Source organism: Georgenia sp. G2120 (assembly GCF_055326485.1).
This window is the reverse complement of the sequence record NZ_JBUZNL010000005.1, coordinates 104,124-123,985: the sequence shown is the minus strand read 5'-3', so window position 1 is coordinate 123,985 and position 19,862 is coordinate 104,124. Positions and strand designations below refer to the sequence as shown.

Sequence of the window (19,862 nt, the reverse complement as noted above, 5' to 3'; positions counted from 1 at the left end):
AGGCGGATGCGTCACGTCAACGCCGACCCGACGACGTCAGAGAATCAGGGCCTGGACCATGTCCTGGCGAGCCGGGCGCCCCGGTCGACGAGCGCGCGGCGCAGGGCCACCGGGTCGTCCGCCGCCGGCGCCTCGTCCGGGTGCCGGCCGGGCACGAGCGCGGCGGTGGCGGAGACGCCCGTCGGGGCGAGCTCTCGGCGCGAGGACGAGACGGTGCGCCCCACGGCGACGACGGGGAGCGCACGGGCCGCCGCGGCCCGGCCGACGGTCGCGAGCACCGAGCGGCGCGCCTCGTCGGGGCCCACCTCCGAGGCGGACGTGACGACCAGTCCCACGCCCTCCAGCTCGTCGAGCGCGTCGGCCAGACCGAGCTCGTCGGCGACGACGTCCGCCCCCTCGAACGCCCGGGCGCCGAGCGCCAGCAGGGCGAGTCCCGCCCCTCCCCCGGCGCCGCCACCGTCGGTGCGGGTCGTCAGGCGAGCGTCGGCTGCGGGCGCGGCGTGCGCGTGGCCCGCGTGCGCTGCCGCCGCACCCGAGGCGTCCGGCGGTCCGGCGAGCGGGAGGGAGGTCCGGCGCGGCAGGTCGGCGGCCGCGCGCAGGATCTGCTCCGCGGCCCGGCCGGTCCGTCCGTCGAGGTCCTGGGCGGCCACGGGGTCCAGGCCGTGCCGCTCGGCGAGCTGGGCCCCCGTGCCGTGCAGGCCCGTGAGCGGCTCGTCCACGCCGAGAGCGAGCACGACGTCGAGGCCCGCCAGCCGGTCGGCCGCCCGGCGCACCCGTTCGGCGAGATCGTCGATGGCCGACGCGTCGCCGGGCACCGGACCGGTCGGCGAGTCAGGTCCCGCGCCCGCGGCCCCGTCCGCGTCGAGCCCGCGCCCGCCGATCGTGCAGTGGCCGTCCTCGTCGGGGCCGGGGACGCCGAGCTCGTGGACGAGGCCGGACCCGGCGTCGTGCACGCCCGCCGGTCCCAGGCCGACGACCACCCGGCCCGCGCCCGCGGCGGCGGCGTGCCGGAGCAGCACCCCGAGCCCGGCGCTGCTGCCGCGCTCGAGCGACTCCGCCACGCGCCCGCCGACGAGCCGGGCGCCGAGGACGTCGTCGGCGTCGATCCACCAGGTGCTACCCGTCCGGGCGAGCCCGGCGGGGATGTCGTCACCGAGCGGTCCGGGGACCACGACGACCTCGCGCCCGGCGGTCGGCAGGACGTCGAGCAGGCCCGCCGAGCCGTCGGACAGCGGGAGCTCGCGGACGTCGTCGTCGGGCCGCTCGACGCCCCAGCCCTGCGCGAGGGCGGCGGCGACCTCGCGGGCCGGGAGAGCACCGACCCGGTCGGTGGCCAGCAGGACCCGCACGGTTACAGGGTCCCGCCGAGCCGGGCGAGCAGCAGGGCCTCGGCGAGGACCGCGCGGGCGTGCTCGCCCACGTGCAGGGACTCGTCCTCGGAGTGCGCCCGCGAGTCCGGGTCCTCGACGCCGGTGACGAGGATCTGCGCGTGCGGGAACGTCTCCTTGAGGTCGGCGATGAACGGGATCGAGCCGCCCATGCCCTGGTGGACGGGGCGCCGGCCCCACGCGTGGGCGAGGGCCCACTCGGCCGCCTCGGTGGCCGGGCCGCCACCGCTGCCGTCGAAGCCCGGGCCGGACTCGACGACGGTCGTCGTCACCTGCGCGCCGAGCGACGCGCGGGACTCGAGGTGGTCGGTGAGGGCGCGGGCGGCCTCCGCCGGGTCCTGCCCGGGCGCCACGCGGAGCGAGATCGCGGCACGCGCCGCGGGGATGAGGGTGTTCGACGACGTCGCGACGGGCGTGGCGTCGAGGCCGATCACGGCGATCGCGGGCTTGTTCCACAGGCGCGCCGCGAGCGGCCCGGAGCCGGCGAGCCGGACCTCGTCGAGCATCCCCGATGACGTCCGGAAACTCTCCTCGGGGTAGTCGACGAGCTCGGCGTCGGAGACGTGCAGCCCGTCGACGGCGACCTCCCCGTCCTCGTCGTGCAAGGTCGAGATGAGCCGGGCGAGGGAGGTGACGGCGTCGAGCGAGGGGCCGCCGAAGAGGCCGGAGTGGACGGCGTGGTGGGCGACCCGGACCTCCACCTCGACCTGGACGACGCCCCGCAGGGAGGTGGTCAGCGCCGGCGTGCCCACGTCCCAGTTCGAGGAGTCGGCGACCACGATGACGTCCGCGGCGAGCGCGTCGCGGTGCTGGGTGAGGAACGAGCGGAACGTCGGCGACCCGATCTCCTCCTCGCCCTCGACGAACACGGTGACGTTGACCGGCAGGTCGTCGCCGAGGATCCGCAGCGCGCCGACGTGCGCGAGGATCCCCGCCTTGTCGTCCGCCGCGCCCCGGCCGTAGAGCCGGTCGCCGCGCAGCTCGGGGACGAACGGGTCGTCCGTGGACCAGCCGGCGGACTCGCCCGGGGGCTGGACGTCGTGGTGCGCGTAGAGCAGCACCGTGGGCGCCCCGGGAGGGCCCGCCTTGTGGCCGAGGACAGCGGGTCGGGAGACGGCGCCGTCGTCGGTGGTGGCCTCCGCGATCCGGACGTCCTGCATCCCGGCGCCCCGCAGCAGCCCGGCGACGGCCTCCGCGCTCACGCGGACGGCCGCCTGGTCGAACGCGGGGTTCGACACGGACGGGATGGTCACGAGCTCGGAGAGCTCGGCGAGGACCCGGGGGTAGTCCTGCTCGGCACGGGCGATGAGGTCGTCGATGGTCACGCCACGAGGCTAGGCGACGCGGCGCGGGCCGCTCCCCACGGCGTCCACCCGCCGACGCCCCCAGCCCCACCCCACGACCTCGGGAGCCGGTCCCTCCGGTCCTCGCGTCCCGCCCGACCGGCCACCCGCGACCGGCGCGGTCCGTGTGCCCGGAGCCACGCCGCCACCCTCCCGGGCCGCCGGACGGGTCGACTACCCTGCTGAGGTGAGAATTCGCCGCACAGACGCGTCCCCCGCAGCGCCCGAGGACGACGGCGCCGCCCCGGAGGTCGTGGACGAGCGGCCGGCCGCCGGCACCACGCCGCGCAAGGGCCGCCCCACGCCGACGAAGGCCGAGGCCGCCGCCCGCAACCGCCAGCCGCTGGTCGTCAACGACCGCAAGGCGGCGCGCCAGCGGGCGAAGGCGGAGCGCAACAAGGCGTTCGCCCTCCAGCAGGAGGCGATGCGGACGGGCGACGAACGCTACCTGCCCGCCCGCGACCGCGGGCCCGCGCGGCGTGCGGCGCGCGACTGGATCGACGCCAAGTTCCTGCCCTCGCAGATCTTCCTGCCCGGGGCGTTCGTCATCATGCTCGGCATGCTGATCGTCGGGCAGTTCTTCCCGGGCTACGAGGGCGTCATCGTCATGTCGATGTACGTGCTCCTCGTCCTGTCGATCGTCACGTCGGTCATTGCCGTGTTCCTCATGAAGCGCCGCCTGGTCGCCGAGCACGGCGCGCGCTACCAGAAGGGCACCGTCTGGTACGCGTTCATCCGCTCGATGTACCCCCGCTTCCTCCGCCAGCCCAAGCCGCAGGTGCGCATCGGCGGGGAGCCGGTGCGGCCGAAGCAGTAGCGGTCCGCGGGGCCTCGCGCCCCTAGCCCAGGACCGCCGCGATACCGAGGATCGCCGGGAACGAGAGCACCGTGGTGACGACGATGCCGTCGCGGGCCAGCTGCTCGCCGCGGCCGTACTCGCCGGCGATGACGAAGATGTTCTGGGCGGCCGGGAGGGCGCAGACGACCGCGACCCCGAGCGTGGCTGTCCGGTCGAGCCCGAGCGCGAGGGCGACCCCGACCCCGACGGCCGGCATGAGGACGAGCTTGACGACGGTGATCCAGGCGACCTCGGCCCAGCCGCCCTCGCCGATCCGCGGGCCGAGCCGGAGCGAGATGCCGAACGCGACGAGGATCGCGGGGATCGTCATGTCCCCGAGCATCGACAGCGGGGTGTCGATCGTCGTCGGCAGCTCCCAGCCCGTCGCCGAGAGCACGATACCGACGGCGGTGCCGAGCAGCATCGGGTTGGCCAGCGTCTGCAGGGCGGCGCGGACGGGCCCGGCGCCCCGAGCCTTCGCAGCGTCCGCGCCCCGCCCCTGCTCGCGGGACTCCCCCGCCCCGCCGCGCCGGGCCCGCGAGACCTCGAGCACCGTGATCATCAGCGGCTGGACGAGGACGAGCTGGATCAGCACCATCGGGACCACGACGGTGGGGTCGTCGAGCGCGAAGATCGCGAGCGGCAGCCCGAGGTTGATGGCGTTGACGAACCCGACGAGCGACGCGGCGACCGTCGTGCTCACCAGGTCGCGCCGGAGGATCAGGCGCGCCGGAACGGCGACCAGGAGGGAGGCGACGACGACCGCCAGGAGCTGGGCGAGGGCGGCGCCGGAGACGATGTCGCCCAGGTCGGCCGCGCCGACGACCCCGACGAGCAGGGCCGGGACCGCGAGCCAGAACACCACGGTGCTCAGCGCGCGCTGCACCCCGAGGTCGACGATCCCCAGGTGGGCGAGCAGCGCGCCCGCGCCGATGAGGACGCCGATCGTTCCGAAGGCGTCGAGGACGCCGGTCATGCCTGGCGCGCGAGCCTGCCCGGCAGGAACGGGCCCTGCTCGACGAACGACGAGTAGATCTGCACGAGGTCGGCGCCGGCACCCAGCATCGCCCGGGCGTCGTCGACGGAGCCGATGCCGCCGACACCGATGATCACCCGGTCCGGCCCGAGCCGCCCGCGCAGCCGCGCGACGATCTCCCGGGAGCGCAGGGTGAGCGGGGCGCCGGACAGTCCTCCGGCGCCGAGGTCGTGGTCGATGGTCGTGTTCGTCGCCGAGACGCCCGCCAGGTCGAGGTCGAGCGCGAGGTCGGCGACCGCGTCGACGTCGGCGGGCGCGAGGTCGGGCGCGATCTTCACCAGGAGCGGCACGCGACGGTCCGCCGCGTCGTCGGCGGCCCGCTGGACCGCGGTGAGGATGGGGCGCAGCGCGTCGACGTGCTGGAGCGCCCGCAGGCCCGGCGTGTTGGGCGAGGAGACGTTGACGACCAGGTAGTCCGCCCACCGCGCGAGCACGCGGGCAGAGTGCTCGTGGTCGGCCACGGAGTCCTCGACCGGGGTGACCCGGGACTTGCCGATGTTGACCCCGACGACGACGCCGCGACCCTGTCGGGTCGAGCGCAGCTCGCGCAGCCGCTGCGCGAGCACGTCGGCGCCGGCGTTGTTGAAGCCCATCGCGTTGCGCAGGCCGTGGAGCTCGGGATGGCGCCACATGCGCGGGCGGGGGTTGCCGGGCTGGGGGTGCGCGGTGACGGTCCCGACCTCGACGAAACCGAAACCGAGGGCGTCGAGACCGAGGATCGCGCGCCCGTCCTTGTCCATCCCTGCGGCCAGACCGACGACGGACGGCACCTGACGGGCGAACGGGCCGTGGGGCGCGGGCGCGAGAGGGACCGCGGGGGCCCGCCCGACCGTCGCCTTGAGCAGGCGCCGCACGGGCTCGACCCTGCCGGCCGCGGCGATGGCCCGCAGCGCGGCGACGTGGGCCTCCTCGGGGTCGACGCGCGTGAGCAGGCGGCGGTAGATCGCGGGGTACGGGTCGGGCAGGGGCACGGGCGCAGCCTAGGCGGGCCGCCCGGGGCGTCGCACGGTCGTCCTACCCTGGAGCGGTGACCACACTTGAGACCAGCACGAAGTCAGCGACCACGATCACGGCCGACGTCGTCGTCGTCGGGGTCGGCACCACCGGCCACGGGCCCGCGCTCGTCGGGAGCGACGCGCTCGGCAGGCACCACGGGGCGCTCACCGACCGCCTCGCGGCCCTCGGCGTGACGGGGAAGCCCGATCAGGTCGTGCGCGTCGCCGCCCCGGAGTCCTGGAAGGCACCCGCCGTCGTCCTCACCGGGGTCGGACCGGTCGAGGAGGTCGACGCCGAGGCGCTGCGCCGCGCGGCCGGCGCCGCCACGCGCTCGCTGTCCGGCGTCGGGCACGCCGTCCTCGCCCTGCCGGCGCGGGACGCCGCGGACGCCGGGGCCGTCGCCGAGGGCGCCCTGCTCGGCGCGTTCTCCGCCGGCACCTACCGTTCCGAGCCCGAGACGCCCGTCGAGCGCCTCACCCTCGCGACCGTCAAGGGCAAGGAGATCGACGCCGCCGCCGACCGCGCACGGATCGTCGCCGGCCACGTCAACGCCACCCGCGACCTCGTCAACGCCTCCCCCGGCGAGCTCTACCCCGAGTCGTTCGCCGACCGGGCGAAGGAGCTGGCGCGGAAGACCAAGGTGACCGTCGACGTCCTCGACGTCGCCGCGCTCGAGGCGGGCGGCTACGGGGGCCTCGTCGGCGTCGGGAAGGGCTCGACCCGCGGGCCGCGCCTCGTCACCGTCAGCTATGCGCCGAAGCGCGCGAAGGGGCGGTACGCCCTCGTGGGCAAGGGCATCACGTTCGACTCGGGCGGCCTGTCGCTCAAGCCGCCGAAGTCGATGGAGACGATGAAGTCCGACATGGCCGGTGCCGCCGCCGTCCTGCACACCGTGCTGGCCGCCGCCGAGCTGGGTCTCCCCGTCGCCGTGACCGGCTACCTCCCGCTGGCGGAGAACCTCCCCAGCGGCACGGCGCAGCGTCCGTCCGACGTCCTCACCCAGCGCGACGGCACGACGGTCGAGGTGACGAACACCGACGCCGAGGGGCGGCTCGTCCTCGCGGACGCGCTCGTCGACGCCGTCGCCGCGAAGCCGGACGCGGTGCTCGACATCGCCACGCTCACCGGCGCCCAGGTCGTCGCCCTCGGCGACCGCACCGCCGGGATCATGGGCACCGACGACGCGCGCGCCGACGTCGTCGCCGCCGCGGACGCCGCCGGGGAGGCCGCCTGGCCGATGCCGCTCCCGCCGGAGCTGCTCGACGGGCTGAGGTCCCCCGTCGCCGACCTCAAGAACTCCGGCGAGCGCGCCGGCGGCATGCTGACGGCGGGCGTCTTCCTCCAGCAGTTCGTCGGGGACGCCCCGTGGGCGCACATCGACATCGCCGGGCCCAGCTACAACTCGGCGAAGCCGTTCGGCTACACCCCGGTCGGCGGCACCGGGTACGGCGTGCGCACGATGCTCGGCTACCTCGAGGCGCGCGCCGCCTCGTGACCGGGCGGCGGGGGCTCCCGGCGCGCGCCGGGAGCCCCCGCCGTGACACGATCGACCGTGAAGCGCCCTGGCGCTCGGCCCATCGGCGGGACGGGCCGTCCCGGGCGGCTACGGTTGGACCTGTTGACATGGCGGCCCCGTGAGGTGGACCGCCGAGCCTGCGGCAAGGAGAGGCACGTGGCAGACCAGGAGTACGACATCGTCATCCTCGGAGCGGGGAGCGGCGGTTACGCCGCGGCCCTGCGTGGGGCGCAGCTCGGGCTGAGCGTGGCGCTCGTCGAGGCGGACAAGCTCGGGGGGACCTGCCTGCACCGCGGCTGCATCCCCACCAAGGCGCTCCTCCACGCCGCCGAGGTGGCCGACGAGATCGCGCACTCGGAGACGTTCGGGGTCAAGGCCTCCCTCGACGGCATCGACATGCCCACCGTCAACGGCTACCGCGACGGCGTCGTCGGCAAGCTGTACAAGGGGCTGCAGGGCCTCGTGTCCTCCGCCTCGATCGAGTACGTCACCGGCTGGGGCACCCTCGTGGCGCCCAACACCGTCGAGGTCGGCGGTCGCCGTCTCGTCGGTCGCAACGTGATCCTCGCTTCCGGGTCCTACTCGAAGTCGATCCCCGGCCTCGAGATCGGCGGCCGGGTCATCACCTCCGAGCAGGCGCTCGAGCTCGACCACGTGCCGAGCTCGGTCGTCGTCCTCGGCGGCGGCGTCATCGGCGTCGAGTTCGCGTCGGTCTGGAAGTCGTTCGGCGCGGACGTGACGATCATCGAGGGCCTGCCCAACCTCGTCCCCAACGAGGACCCGGCCGTCTCCAAGGCGCTCGAGCGGGCCTTCCGCAAGCGGAAGATCACCTTCCACACCAAGGCCCGCTTCTCCGGCGTCACGCAGAGCGACTCCGGCGTCACGGTCACCACCGAGGACGGCAAGTCGATCGACGCCGACTACCTGCTCGTCGCCGTCGGCCGTGGCCCGGCCACCGCGAACCTCGGGTACGAGGAGCAGGGTGTCGCGATGGACCGCGGGTTCGTCCTGACGAACGAGCGCCTGGCGACCAGCGTGCCGGGCGTGTACGCGGTCGGCGACATCGTGCCGGGCCTGCAGCTCGCGCACCGGGGCTTCCAGCAGGGCATCTTCGTGGCCGAGGAGATCGCCGGCCTCAACCCGGTCGTCATCGAGGAGGCGAACATCCCGCGCGTCACCTACTGCGACCCGGAGATCGCCTCCGTGGGCCTCACCCAGCCCCAGGCCGAGGAGCGGTTCGGCAAGGACAACGTCGAGACCGTCGACTTCAACCTTGCCGGCAACGGGAAGTCGGGCATCCTCGGCACCACCGGCTTCATCAAGCTCGTCCGTGAGAAGGACGGGCCGATCGTCGGCTTCCACGGCGTCGGCGCCCGCATCGGTGAGCAGATCGGCGAGGGCCAGCTCATCGTCAACTGGGAGGCCTACCCCGAGGACGTCGCCGCCCTCGTCCACGCGCACCCGACCCAGAACGAGGCCGTCGGAGAGGCGGCACTCGCGCTCGCCGGCAAGCCCCTGCACTCCCACAACTGAGCCCGCGCCTAGGAGAAAGCACCCACCATGTCTGAATCCGTGAAGATGCCCGCGCTGGGCGAGTCCGTCACCGAGGGCACCGTCACCCAGTGGCTCAAGGCCGTCGGCGACACCATCGAGGTCGACGAGCCCCTGCTCGAGGTCTCCACCGACAAGGTCGACACCGAGGTCCCGTCGCCGGTCGCCGGAACGATCGAGAAGATCCTCGTCGAGGAGGACGAGACCGTCGAGGTCGGTACCGACCTCGTGGTCATCGGCGACGGCTCCGGCGGCGGTGGCGCCGACGACGCTCCCGCGCAGGAGGAGGCTCCCGCCGAGGAGTCGTCCGAGGAGCCGGCGGACGCGGCCCCCGCAGAGGAGGCTCCCGCCGAGGAGTCGTCCGAGGAGCCGGCGGACGCGGCTCCGGCGCAGGCCGAGGAGCCCGCCCAGGCCGAGGAGCCCGCCCAGGAGGCGGCGCCGGCGACCGCGTCCACCGGTGGTGGCGGCGGCCAGGAGGTCACCATGCCGGCGCTCGGCGAGTCTGTCACCGAGGGCACGGTCACGCAGTGGCTCAAGGCCGTCGGCGACGAGGTCGCCGTGGACGAGCCCCTCCTCGAGGTCTCGACCGACAAGGTCGATACCGAGGTGCCCTCCCCGTTCGCGGGCACGCTCACCGAGATCCGGGTGAACGAGGACGAGACCGTCGACGTCGGCGCCGTGCTCGCCGTCATCGGCGGCGACGCCGGCGGGTCGGCCGCGGCCCCCGCCGAGGAGGCCGCACCGGCCCCGGCGCAGGCCGAGGAGCCGAAGACCCAGGAGCCGAAGGCCGAGGAGCCGAAGGCCGAGGAGAAGCCCGCACCGGCCGCTCCCCCGGCCGAGGCGCCCGCTCCGGCGGCTCCGTCCGCTCCGGCCGCCGAGAAGCCTGCTGCTCCGGCGTCCCCGGCGCAGGCACCTGCTGCTCCGGCGCAGGCCCAGGCTGCCCCGCCCGCGGACGCCGAGGGCGCCGCGTCCTACGTCACGCCCCTCGTGCGCAAGCTCGCCCGCGACCGCGGGGTGGACCTGTCCACGGTGACGGGCTCCGGCGTCGGCGGTCGGATCCGCAAGCAGGACGTCGAGGCCGCGGCCGAGGCCGCTGCCCAGGCGTCGGCGGCCCCCGCGGCCGCTCCGGCGGCCGGCGCTCCGGCCGCCAAGGCGCCGACGACCGTCCCGGCGGCCTCCACCCTGCGCGGCACGACCGAGAAGATGTCCCGCACCCGCAAGGTCATCGCCAAGCGGATGATGCAGTCGATGCAGACGACCGCGCAGCTGACCACGGTCGTCGAGGTGGACCTCACCCGCATCGCCGACCTGCGGGCCCGCGCGAAGTCGACCTTCCAGGCCAACGAGGGCGTCAAGCTCACGTACCTGCCGTTCCTCGTCAAGTCGGCCACGGAGGCGCTCAAGGCGCACCCGAAGCTCAACGCCGAGATCGACGGCGAGAACATCGTCTACCACGACGCCGAGAACATCGGCATCGCGGTCGACACCGAGAAGGGCCTCATGGTCACGGTCGTCAAGGACGCCGGCGACCTCACGCTCGGCGGCATCGCCAAGCGGATCGCCGAGCAGGCCGAGCGGGCCCGCACCGGCAAGGTCACCCCGGACGACGTGAGCGGTGCGACCTTCACGGTCACCAACACCGGCTCCGGCGGCGCGCTGTTCGACACGCCGATCGTCAACCAGCCCGGCGTTGCGATCCTCGGCACCGGGACGATCACGCGCCGCCCGGTCGTGGTCAAGGACACCGACGGCAACGAGGCGATCGCCATCCGCTCGATGATGTACCTGGCGATCAGCTACGACCACCAGCTCATCGACGGTGCGGACGCCGCGCGGTTCCTCCAGACGATGAAGGCGCGGCTCGAGGAGGGCTCCTTCGAGGGCGACCTCGGCCTCTGACCCGACCTCAGGGACCACGGACGGGCCCCGCAGTCACCGAGGGTGACCGCGGGGCCCGTCCGCGTCGAACCTCGACCGCGCACCCGTCGGGCTCGACAGCCCGTCGAGTCGTACCCCGACAGGGCCCGGCGCCCGCACGCGCACCCGGCGGGGCCACCTGTCGGCCCCGTGGCACCGACCGACCGCCGCGCGGTTAGAGTCGAGGGCATGGATCTGCGCAGGCTCGATCTCGGCACCGCCCGTACGGACTACCGGCAGGCCTGGGACCTGCAGCGGGAGGTCCACACGGAGGTCGCCGACGGCACGCGGAGCGACACGCTCCTCCTCCTCGAGCACGACCCCGTCTACACGGCCGGCCGGCGCACCGCGCGCTCCGACCGGCCGACGGACGGCACCCCGGTGGTCGACGTCGACCGCGGCGGGCGCATCACCTGGCACGGTCCGGGCCAGCTCGTCGTGTACCCGATCGTGCGGCTGGCCGAGCCGGTCGACGTCGTCGCCTACGTGCGTGCCCTCGAGGACGCGGTGATCGACGCGTGCTCCGAGCTCGGGCTGACGACCGTGCGGGTCCCCGGGCGCACCGGCGTCTGGGTCCCGGGTACCAGTGGGGCGCCCGACGCGAAGATCTGTGCGATCGGCGTCCGCGTCGCGCGCGCGACGACGATGCACGGCATCGCCCTCAACGTCTCCCCCGACCTCGGCGCGTACGACCGGATCGTTCCCTGCGGGATCCCCGACGCCGACGTCACCTCGCTCGAGCGGTCGCTCGGCCGCCCGTTCACCCTCGGCGAGGTCGCCGACGTCGTCGAGCGCGCCCTCGTGCGGCACCTGCTCCCGATGACGGCCGTCCACGCCCTGCCGGACGTCGCGGCCGACGCCGTCACGGCCGCGCCGGCGAACGGTCTTGCGCGGTCGGCCGACCCGTACGTATCGGTCGACCTCGGGCTCACCTCTCTCGCCGCCACCGGGGGCTCCTGCGGGTGCGGGGGCGGCGCGTCGTGCGGCTGCGGCGGGCACGCCGACGCGAAGGTCGACGCACCGGAGTCGCAGCCGGACCCCGCTCGGCGGCCTGCGCCGGGCGAGCGCAAGATGCTGCGGGTCGAGAAGCGCAACGCCGAGACCCCGATCGGCCAGAAGCCGGAGTGGATCAAGACCCGCGCGACGATGGGCCCGGAGTACAACGAGCTCAAGGACCTCGTCCACGGCCAGGGCCTCAACACCGTGTGCGAGGAGGCCGGCTGCCCCAACATCTACGAGTGCTGGGAGGACCGCGAGGCGACGTTCCTCATCGGCGGGGCCCAGTGCACGCGGCGCTGCGACTTCTGTCAGATCGACACCGGAAAGCCCGCCCTGTTCGACCGCGCGGAGCCGCTCAAGGTGGCGAGCTCGGTACGGCGCATGGGCCTGAAGTACTCGACGATCACCGGCGTGGCCCGGGACGACCTCGACGACGGCGGCGCCTGGCTCTACGCCGAGACCGTCCGGCAGATCCACCGGCTCAACCCGGGCACCGGTGTCGAGCTGCTCATCCCCGACTTCGACGCGGACCCGGACCAGCTCGCCGAGGTGTTCTCCTCGCGGCCCGAGGTGCTCGCGCACAACGTCGAGACCGTGCCCCGGATCTTTCGGCGCATCCGGCCCGGGTTCCGCTACGACCGTTCACTCTCGGTCCTGCGCGCCGCCCGCGACGACGGCTTCGTCACGAAGTCGAACATCATGCTCGGCATGGGCGAGACGTTCGACGAGGTCGTCGAGGCGCTCGGTCTCATCCGCGAGGCCGGCACCGACCTCATCACGATCAACCAGTACATGCGGCCCTCGTTGCGCCACCACCCGGTCGACCGCTGGGTCAAGCCGCAGGAGTTCGTCGAGCTCTCCGACATCGCGACCGAGCTCGGCTACCTCGGCGTCATGGCCGGCCCGCTGGTCCGCTCGAGCTACCGCGCCGGACGCCTGTGGGCACAGGCGATGACGAGCCGCGGCGAGGAGATCCCCGAGCAGCTGCACCACCTCACCGAGGAGGGCAGCTCCCGCCAGGAAGCGTCCTCGCTGCTGGCCCGGCTGGGCTGAGATGACCACGCGGCCGACGGGCGAGCACGACGGCGACGGACGGCTCGCCGTCGTCGCGGGCTCGTCCGGGCTCATCGGGAGCTCCCTCGTCGAGGCGCTCCACTCCCGCGGGTGGCGGGTGCGCCGGCTGCTCCGCCCCGGCTCAGGGTCGCCCGGCGCCGACGACGCCGTGTGGGACCCCGCGGGTGGGATCCTCGACCCGGCCGCGCTCGACGGCGCGGACCTCGTGGTCAACCTCGCCGGTGCGGGGCTCGGCGACCGGCGCTGGACCGATGCGTACAAGGCCACGGTGCTGCTCTCGCGCACGTCCTCGACCGCGCTGCTGGCCACCTCGCTCGCCCGCGGCGTGCGCGAGGGCCGCGTCTCCCCCGGCGTCAGGTACCTCCAGGGCAGCGCCGTGGGCTACTACGGCGACCGCGGCGAGGAGGTGCTCACGGAGGACTCCACTCGCGGGGCGGGCTTCACGAGCGACCTGGCGGCCTCGTGGGAGGCAGCGGCGCGCCCGGCGGTCGATGCCGGGATCTCGACCGTCTACCTGCGCACCGGGATCGTCCTCGCCACCGGCGGCGGGGCGCTCGGCCGCATGCTGCCGCTCCTGCGCGCCGGTCTCGGCGGCCCGCTCGGCAGCGGACGCCAGTGGTGGTCCTGGATCACCGCGGATGACCACGTGGGCGCGCAGCTCCACCTCGCCGACTCCGACCTGACCGGGCCCGTCAACCTCGCCGCACCGGGCGAGGCGCGTCAGCGCGAGGTCGTCGCCGCCCTCGCGGGCGAGCTGCACCGGCCGTCCGTCGTCCCGGCGCCGGGTCTCGCCCTGCGCGCGGTCCTCGGCGAGTTCGCCGGGGACGTCCTCGCCTCGCAGCGGATGCGTCCGGCCGCCCTGCTCGGTGACGGGTTCGCGTTCGCGCACCCGGATGTGGCCTCGGCCGCGCGGGCGCTCGTGGGTCGCTGAGCCGCGGGGCGCTGACCCACGGGGCGCTCCTGAGTGCCTGAGCAACCGAGGTCCGTCCCTGCACCACGTGGTCTCGTCGGTCGCCGGCCGCCCGTGCACCGGTCGAGGGCCACGCCGTCGCGAGACGCCGCACCGACGACGGGTCACCGCCTCCGCGATCAGCGGTTGCCCGGCCGGTCGCCGGTCGGCAGCGAGGTGTGCTCCCCCGGGTGTGCGCGAGCCGGCGGGATGAGCGACGCGAGGACGGCGGCGACGACCGCGGCCCCGAGCCCGAGCAGGAGCGCGGTGCGGAATCCGTCCGCGGTGGGGAGCTGGACACCGCCGACGTCGACCGTGGACAGCGAGAGCACGGCCGCGACCGCCGCGGCCGCCGACGTGGTCCCGAGCCCCCGCATGAGGGTGTTGAAGCCGTTGGCGGCACCGGTCTCCGAGGCCGGGACGGCGCGCATGACGAGGGTGGGCATGGCGGCGAAGCCGAGCCCGATGCCGAGCCCCACGAGGATGTTGATGACGAGGACGACCCAGGCCTCGAGCGGCACGATCACCGCCACCGCGTAGCCCGCGGCGATGACGAGGGCGCCCGTGACGAGCAGGGGCTTCGGGCCCCACTGCCCGAGGAGGCGGCCCGCCACGGGGGACATGGCGAGCATCGCGAGGCCCGAGGGCATGACGACGAGGCTCGCGGGGACGAGGCCCATGCCGAGGCCGCCCGCCTCGGCCGGAAGCTCGAGCAGCTGCGGGAAGACGATGTTGGCGGCGAACAGGGCGAACCCCATCGCCACCGACGCGAGGTTGGTCATCAGCACCGGGCCGCGGGCGGTCACGCGCAGGTCGACGAGCGGGTCGCGCACGCGCAGCTCGAACGCCCCCCACGCCAGCAGGACGACGACGCCGCCGAGCCCGAGCCCGAGGGTGCTCGACGAGGTCCAGCCCCAGTCGCCGCCGCGGGAGATCGCGAGGAGCACGCCGGTGAGGCCGGCGGCGAGCCCGATCACGCCGACGAGGTCGATCCGCCCACCGCTGCGCAGCGTGCTGGGCGGGACGTACCGGGCCATGAGGACGAGGACGACGAGCGCGAGCGCCGCCGCCACCCAGAACAGGACGTGCCAGTCGGCCCTCTCGGTGACGAAGGCGCTGACCGGCAGGCCGAGCGCACCGCCGACCCCCAGGGTGGCGCTGACCAGGGCGATGGCGCCGCCCATGCGGTCCGGGTGCATGACGTCGCGCAGGACGGAGATCCCGAGCGGGATGACGCCCATCCCGACGCCCTGCAGCCCGCGCCCGACGATGAGCGGGCCCGCCGCGGTCGAGATCGCGGCCACCACGGACCCGGCGGCGAGCACCCCCATGAGGACGAGGGCGACGCGGCGCTTGCCGTACATGTCGCCGAGACGCCCCGAGATCGGCGTGCAGACCGCGGAGACGAGCAGCGTGATCGTCACCGCCCACGCCGTCGTGTCCCGCGAGGCGTCAAGGAGCTCGGGCAGCTCGGACTGGATCGGGATGAGGAGGGTCTGCATGAACGAGGCCGTCATCCCGGCGAGCGCGAGGACGGCGACGACGCTGCCGGGCCTGGGTGGCGTCAGTCCTCGGCGGGTCACCCGGGCAGGCTATCCGCCCTGGTCGGCAGCACTCTCGCACGCTGCGGAGTCGGCGACGGCCCACCCGTCCCCGACCCGTTCGAGCTCGAGGACCCCGCACGCCTCGGTGGCGGGGTAGACGCTCTCCCCCGTGCCGTCCCGCGCCCGCCACTCCTCCTGGTGCAGGTTCACCCGGGCGACGAACCGCCCGTCGGCGACGGAGCCCTCGAGCACCTCGACCGAGGTCACGGACGTCGACAGGTCATCGATCGTCGTGGTCGCGAGGGCACCGGACAGGTCGGCGTCGGCCGCCCGGGCGGGCGACGCCTCCACGGTGGCACCGGCCAGCGCTGCGGGGTCGCCGGCGAGGAGCGCCGCCTCCCGGGTCTCGACGACGGCGGTCACGACGCCGGTGGCATCCGTGATCCCCGGGCTCGAGTCGTCGCTCTCGGCGGCGTCCGGGGCCGGCTCGGTGGGGCCGGCCCCTGCGAGCGGGGCCGCCGGCGCCACGTCCGCCCCCGCGACGGACTCCGACTCCCCAGACGCGTCCGACTCCCCCACCGCACTCGCCTCCGCGACGGCATCAGCCTCCACGACCGCGCCCCCGTTCCCGTCCGGAGCGAGGAGCGCCTCGGTCGTCACGTACCCGCCCACGGCGAGGACGACGGCCGCGGCGGCGAGCACACCGACGCGAGCGACGACCGATCGCACACCCCTCCGATCGACTCCTCCCGTGTCACCGCGCCGTCCGGCCACCGCGACGCGGTCGCGGGACGACCCGGCCGACCTCCCTGGGCCCCGCGCCGCACCCCGCCGCTCCCCCGCCGGTCCGTCAGGTCGCCGTGCGCGCCGGCCCCTGGCCCGCGTCCTGCCCGTCAGCGCGTGCGCCGTCGCCTCGCGCAACGCGCCCTCCCGCAGCAGGGCGCCCGCGAGATCCGCTCCGGCAGGCAGCCGCACCCCGCTGCGGCCGCCGAGCTCGGCGGCCCGCGCCGCCAGCGCCCTGGCCGTGGGCCGCCGGCCGGGGTCGTCGTCGCACGCCTGAGCGGTCAGTGCCTCGACCTCGGCGTCCCCCGGGGCGAGTCCGCGGACGAGCATGCCGAGCGCGTACACGTCCGCCGCCGTCGACGCCGGTCCCCCGGCCAGCCGCTCGGGCGCGACGTGCCCGGGCGTGCCCTCCTCGAGCCGCACGTCCCCCACGAGGTCGACGAGGACGACCGCGCCGGCCGTGTCGACGATCACGTTCGCCGGCGAGACGTCACCGTGCACGATCCCCTCGGCCGCGAGGTGGGCGAGGGCCGACCCGATGTCCGTCAGCACGCCCGCGACCTCGGGGACCGACAGCGACCCGCGCGCCACGCGCACGGACGCGAGCGACGCCCCGGGCACCACCTCTGTCACGAGCGCCGCGCGTCCCTCCGGCATGACGACGACGTCGACCACCCGCGGCAGGTGCGGGTGCGGCCGTGTCCGCAGACCCGTCAGACGCCGGCGCAGCGCGTCGCCGGCCCGCCCGTCGGGCAGGTCGACGACCGAGACGATGACGGGCGACCCGCGCTCGTCCGACGTCGCGCTGAACACCCGCCCAGACCCGCCCCCCAGCGACCGAGAGATGCGGTACCCGGGCACCCGGCCCACCTCGCCCGCCGCCTGCCGCTCGTCACGCGGTCGTCGCCTCGCCTCACCCGGTCCCTGCCCCATGCATCGAGCGAACCAGGTGCGCTCACCCCGCCGTGGAGTTCTCCACAGGTGCGGCATCGAGGGCGGGCGAGGCCTCACCTCGGTCCTCGTCGTCGTGCGGGAAGCGCGCCTGCCGGGGCCACCAGACGCCCCTTCCGATGTCGTGCACGAGTGCCGGGACGAGCAGGGTGCGGACGACGAGCGTGTCGATGAGCACGCCGAGCGCCACGATGATCGCGAGCTGGAGGAGGAACAGCAGCGGGACCACCCCGAGCGCGGCGAACGTGGCGGCGAGGACGACGCCGGCGGAGGTGATGACGCCGCCCGTGACGGACAGGGCGCGGCGCACGCCCCGCCGGGTGCCCAGGTGCAGCGACTCCTCGCGGGCGCGCGTCATGAGGAAGATCGTGTAGTCGATCCCCAGCGCGACGAGGAAGACGAACCCGAACAGCGGCACGGTCGGGTCCGCCCCGGGCAGGTCGAGGACGTGGTTGAAGATCACCGCCACGATCCCCATCGCCGCCGCGAAGCTCAGCACGTTGGCGGCGAGCAGCAGGACCGGCGCGAGGACGGACCGCAGCAGCACGACCAGCGTGAGCAGGATGACGAGCAGCACCGCGGGGATGATCACCCGCAGGTCGCGCTCGGCCGTCGTCCGGGTGTCGAGGGTCTCGGCCGCGGCGCCCCCGACGAGGGCGTCCGGGTCGACGTCGTGGACGGCGGTGCGCAGCGCGCCGACGGTGGACACCGCCTCCTCGGAGTCGGCCGACGCCTCGGTGGTGACCTGGACGTGCACGCGCCCGTCGACCTCGAGCGGCTCCCCGCCCTCGGCGGGCGCACCGCCGGGAGGCCCACCGCCGGCAGGTCCGCCTCCCTGGGCCGCGCCCTCCGTCACGACCGACGCGCCGGCGACCCCGTCCGTGCCCTCGGCGGCCGCGACGATCTCGTCGGCCACGTCGGCGTCGGCGACGACGTCGAGGGGCTGGACGGCGCCGGCCGGGAAGTGCTCGGCGAGCACCTCCTCGCCGTCGACGGCGTCGGACTGCGCGAGGAAGACCTCGGAGTCGCTCGTGCCGTCGGCGTCGAGGGTGACGACGAACGCGGCGGCCACCAGCAGCGCGAGGGACGTGACGATCCACGTGCGCCGGTCGCGCCGGCCGACGAGCCGGGCGATCCTGCCCCAGCCCCCGCGGGAGTCCTCCGGGGCCGTCGAGGTGAGGGCGTGGGCCCCTCCCCCGGCGCGGTCTGCCCCGTCCGTGCGACCGTCCCCCGCGGTCGCGGCCCGCGGCATGCGCGGCCAGAACACGACACGGGAGCGCCGCCCGCCGACGAGGAGCAGGGCCGGGAGCAGGGTGAGCGCCGCGACGAAGGCGGCGGCGATGCCGACGGCGGCGACGGGACCGAGCGAGGCGTTCGACCCGAGGTCCGAGAGCAACAGGCACAGCAGCCCGAGCGCGACGGTGCCCGCCGATGCCGCGATCGGTGGCAGCGACGCCCGCCAGGCGACGCGCATCGCGGCGAACGGGTCCTCGTGCCGGACAAGCTCCTCGCGGTGCCGGGCGACGAGCAGGAGGCAGTAGTCGGTCGCCGCGCCGATGACGAGGATCGACATGATGCCCTGCGTCTGTCCGTTGAGCTGGACCACGCCCGCGTCCGCCAGGTGGTAGACGACCAGGCCGGCCAGCGCGAGGGCGAACACCGCCGTGAGCAGCACGGCGAACGGCAGGATCGGCGAGCGGTAGACGAGGAGGAGGATGACGAGCACGACGACGAGGGCGGTGAGCAGCAGGACGGCGTCGACGGACCCGAACGCCGAGGACAGGTCGGCGGCGAACCCGCCCGGGCCGGTCACCCAGCCCTCGAGCCCGGCGGTCTCGAGGCCGTCCGCGACGGCGCCGCGCACCTCGGTGACGACGGAGCCGACGAGGTTCTCGCCGTCGGGCAGGGGCTCGGCCGTGAGGGCCGTGTCGATGCCGAGGACCACCATGGCCGCCTCGCCGTCCTCGGACGGGACGACGACGGGCGGTGCCGTGAGGACCTCCTCGACGGCGCGGCCGTCGCTGAGGGTGGCGGCGCCGGCCGACGCGGCGAGCTCGTCGGCGGCGGCGAGGTCCTCCTCGTCCATCGGGCCACCGTCCGCCGACCGGACGACGAGGAGCACCGGGAGGGTGGACGTGTCGGTGAAGTCCTCGACGGCCTCCGCCGCCCGCACGGACTCCGCCGAGGTCGGGAGGAACATCGCCGAGTCGTTCTCCTGGACCTCGCTGAGCCGCCCCATGTACTGGCCGCCGATCCCACCGATCGCCACCCACGCGACGACGAGGGCCAGGACGACGAGCCCCCGCCACGGACCCGTGCGTGCGCGGGTGCTGCCGCGGCCTGCCATGTCGTCTCCCGTCCGCCGGACCACCGGCACATACTTCGTATGCTGAGCAATGCCGCAAGCATGCACCCGGACGGGCCGCCACGCAATCCGGACCGGCAGGTTCTGGCACCATCGAGCGGTGCACATCGACGACGATCCGGGCGGCCTGCTGGGGAGCAGCGGCCAGGGACCCGGGGTGGGCGAGGACCCGAGCCGCTGGCCGACGGGCCGCCTCGTGTCCGCCGTCGCCCGGCGCGCCGAGCGCGAGCTCGATGCGCGTCTCGTCGGCCACGGTCTCTCGCACGCGACGATGCCGATCCTCGCGACACTCCTGCCGTGGCCGCGCAGCCAGCGGCAGATCGCGGCCCTCATCGGCATCACCGAGCAGACGCTCTCGCGGCACATCGTCGCGCTCGAGAGACAGGGGCACGTCCGACGCAGCACGGACGCCACGGACGGGCGGCGCCGACTGGTCGAGCTGACGGAGCACGGCCGCGCGACCATGACCGACGTCGTGCCCCGGTTGCGCGAGGCGACCGCCGGGGAGCGGGCGCTCGACGCCGGCGAGACCGCGGCGCTGCGCACGCTCCTGCTGAAGATGGTCTCCGCCACGGAACGGGACGATCAGGACTGACGCCGGGCCCGGTACCC

At 75.0% G+C, this 19,862-nt stretch carries 14 protein-coding genes and 1 pseudogene; 8 read left to right on the top strand and 7 right to left on the bottom strand.

Going from position 1 to position 19,862, the window contains the following annotated elements:
- Positions 1 to 44 precede the first annotated feature (44 nt).
- Together ACZLMO_RS07775 and ACZLMO_RS07770 are read right to left on the bottom strand one after the other, a co-directional pair.
- A complete protein-coding gene (locus ACZLMO_RS07775) occupies positions 45 to 1,349 on the bottom strand; it encodes a glycerate kinase (RefSeq protein WP_425713306.1) in 1,305 nt (434 codons plus the stop codon).
- A 2-nt stretch (positions 1,350 to 1,351) separates the two neighbouring features.
- The gene (locus tag ACZLMO_RS07770) at positions 1,352 to 2,713 is read right to left on the bottom strand and encodes a dipeptidase (RefSeq protein ID WP_425713305.1); all 1,362 of its coding nucleotides are present in this window, start codon (positions 2,711 to 2,713) and stop codon (positions 1,352 to 1,354) included.
- A gap of 205 nt (positions 2,714 to 2,918) precedes the next feature.
- Here ACZLMO_RS07770 and ACZLMO_RS07765 point away from each other — a divergent pair, with 205 nt between their 5' ends.
- Positions 2,919 to 3,548, top strand: coding sequence for a DUF3043 domain-containing protein (locus ACZLMO_RS07765; RefSeq protein ID WP_425713304.1), 630 nt, complete (start codon positions 2,919 to 2,921; stop codon positions 3,546 to 3,548).
- Between the two features lie 22 nt (positions 3,549 to 3,570).
- Here the strand turns inward: ACZLMO_RS07765 and ACZLMO_RS07760 are convergent, their stop codons facing one another.
- Positions 3,571 to 4,545: an AEC family transporter gene (locus ACZLMO_RS07760; RefSeq protein ID WP_463653387.1), complete on the bottom strand. Its 975-nt coding sequence runs from the start codon at positions 4,543 to 4,545 to the stop codon at positions 3,571 to 3,573.
- A complete protein-coding gene (locus ACZLMO_RS07755) occupies positions 4,542 to 5,576 on the bottom strand; it encodes a quinone-dependent dihydroorotate dehydrogenase (RefSeq protein ID WP_463653386.1) in 1,035 nt (344 codons plus the stop codon). Before ACZLMO_RS07755 ends, ACZLMO_RS07760 begins: the two co-directional genes overlap by 4 nt.
- 56 nt (positions 5,577 to 5,632) lie before the next feature.
- Between ACZLMO_RS07755 and ACZLMO_RS07750 the strand changes: the two genes are divergently transcribed.
- From ACZLMO_RS07750 to ACZLMO_RS07725, 6 genes and pseudogenes are all read left to right on the top strand, one after another.
- Positions 5,633 to 7,096 (top strand): leucyl aminopeptidase, encoded by a 1,464-nt coding sequence (locus ACZLMO_RS07750; RefSeq protein ID WP_463653385.1) that lies wholly within the window; start codon positions 5,633 to 5,635, stop codon positions 7,094 to 7,096.
- A gap of 177 nt (positions 7,097 to 7,273) precedes the next feature.
- Entirely contained in the window at positions 7,274 to 8,650 is a 1,377-nt protein-coding gene (gene lpdA, locus ACZLMO_RS07745) for a dihydrolipoyl dehydrogenase (RefSeq protein WP_425713300.1), read from the top strand.
- A 27-nt stretch (positions 8,651 to 8,677) separates the two neighbouring features.
- Complete coding sequence (sucB, locus tag ACZLMO_RS07740; protein ID WP_463653384.1) at positions 8,678 to 10,567, top strand: 2-oxoglutarate dehydrogenase, E2 component, dihydrolipoamide succinyltransferase; 1,890 nt, start codon at positions 8,678 to 8,680, stop codon at positions 10,565 to 10,567.
- 42 nt (positions 10,568 to 10,609) lie between these two features.
- Positions 10,610 to 11,407, top strand: a pseudogene (gene lipB / locus ACZLMO_RS07735) (lipoyl(octanoyl) transferase LipB); the annotation flags it as partial.
- A 249-nt stretch (positions 11,408 to 11,656) separates the two neighbouring features.
- A complete protein-coding gene (locus ACZLMO_RS07730) occupies positions 11,657 to 12,637 on the top strand; it encodes a lipoyl synthase (RefSeq protein ID WP_463653454.1) in 981 nt (326 codons plus the stop codon).
- A 1-nt stretch (position 12,638) separates the two neighbouring features.
- Positions 12,639 to 13,589, top strand: coding sequence for a TIGR01777 family oxidoreductase (locus ACZLMO_RS07725; protein ID WP_463653383.1), 951 nt, complete (start codon positions 12,639 to 12,641; stop codon positions 13,587 to 13,589).
- A 158-nt stretch (positions 13,590 to 13,747) separates the two neighbouring features.
- On the opposite strand, the gene ACZLMO_RS07720 is transcribed toward ACZLMO_RS07725, so the two are convergent.
- Genes ACZLMO_RS07720 through ACZLMO_RS07710 form a run of 3 tightly spaced genes read right to left on the bottom strand, consistent with a single transcriptional unit; the run spans position 13,748 to position 19,232 of the window.
- The gene (locus tag ACZLMO_RS07720; protein WP_463653382.1) at positions 13,748 to 15,190 is read right to left on the bottom strand and encodes an MFS transporter; all 1,443 of its coding nucleotides are present in this window, start codon (positions 15,188 to 15,190) and stop codon (positions 13,748 to 13,750) included.
- A gap of 9 nt (positions 15,191 to 15,199) precedes the next feature.
- A complete protein-coding gene (locus ACZLMO_RS07715; protein WP_463653381.1) occupies positions 15,200 to 16,867 on the bottom strand; it encodes a serine/threonine-protein kinase in 1,668 nt (555 codons plus the stop codon).
- 22 nt (positions 16,868 to 16,889) lie between these two features.
- Positions 16,890 to 19,232, bottom strand: a complete 2,343-nt coding sequence (locus ACZLMO_RS07710) for an MMPL family transporter (protein WP_463653380.1) — start codon at positions 19,230 to 19,232, stop codon at positions 16,890 to 16,892.
- 118 nt (positions 19,233 to 19,350) lie between these two features.
- On the opposite strand from ACZLMO_RS07710, the gene ACZLMO_RS07705 reads away from it, so the two are divergent.
- The gene (locus ACZLMO_RS07705; RefSeq protein WP_463653379.1) at positions 19,351 to 19,845 is read left to right on the top strand and encodes a MarR family winged helix-turn-helix transcriptional regulator; all 495 of its coding nucleotides are present in this window, start codon (positions 19,351 to 19,353) and stop codon (positions 19,843 to 19,845) included.
- The last annotated feature ends 17 nt before the right edge of the window (positions 19,846 to 19,862 follow it).

Bases quoted from the DNA above. Each gene is read 5' to 3' on its own strand.
- ACZLMO_RS07715 (WP_463653381.1), bottom strand. From the start codon at position 16,867: ATGGGGCAGGGACCGGGTGAGGCGAGGCGACGACCGCGTGACGAGCGG.
- ACZLMO_RS07760 (WP_463653387.1), bottom strand. From the start codon at position 4,545: ATGACCGGCGTCCTCGACGCCTTCGGAACGATCGGCGTCCTCATCGGC.
- ACZLMO_RS07710 (WP_463653380.1), bottom strand. From the start codon at position 19,232: ATGGCAGGCCGCGGCAGCACCCGCGCACGCACGGGTCCGTGGCGGGGG.
- sucB (WP_463653384.1), top strand. From the start codon at position 8,678: ATGTCTGAATCCGTGAAGATGCCCGCGCTGGGCGAGTCCGTCACCGAG.
- ACZLMO_RS07725 (WP_463653383.1), top strand. From the start codon at position 12,639: ATGACCACGCGGCCGACGGGCGAGCACGACGGCGACGGACGGCTCGCC.
- ACZLMO_RS07730 (WP_463653454.1), top strand. From the start codon at position 11,657: ATGCTGCGGGTCGAGAAGCGCAACGCCGAGACCCCGATCGGCCAGAAG.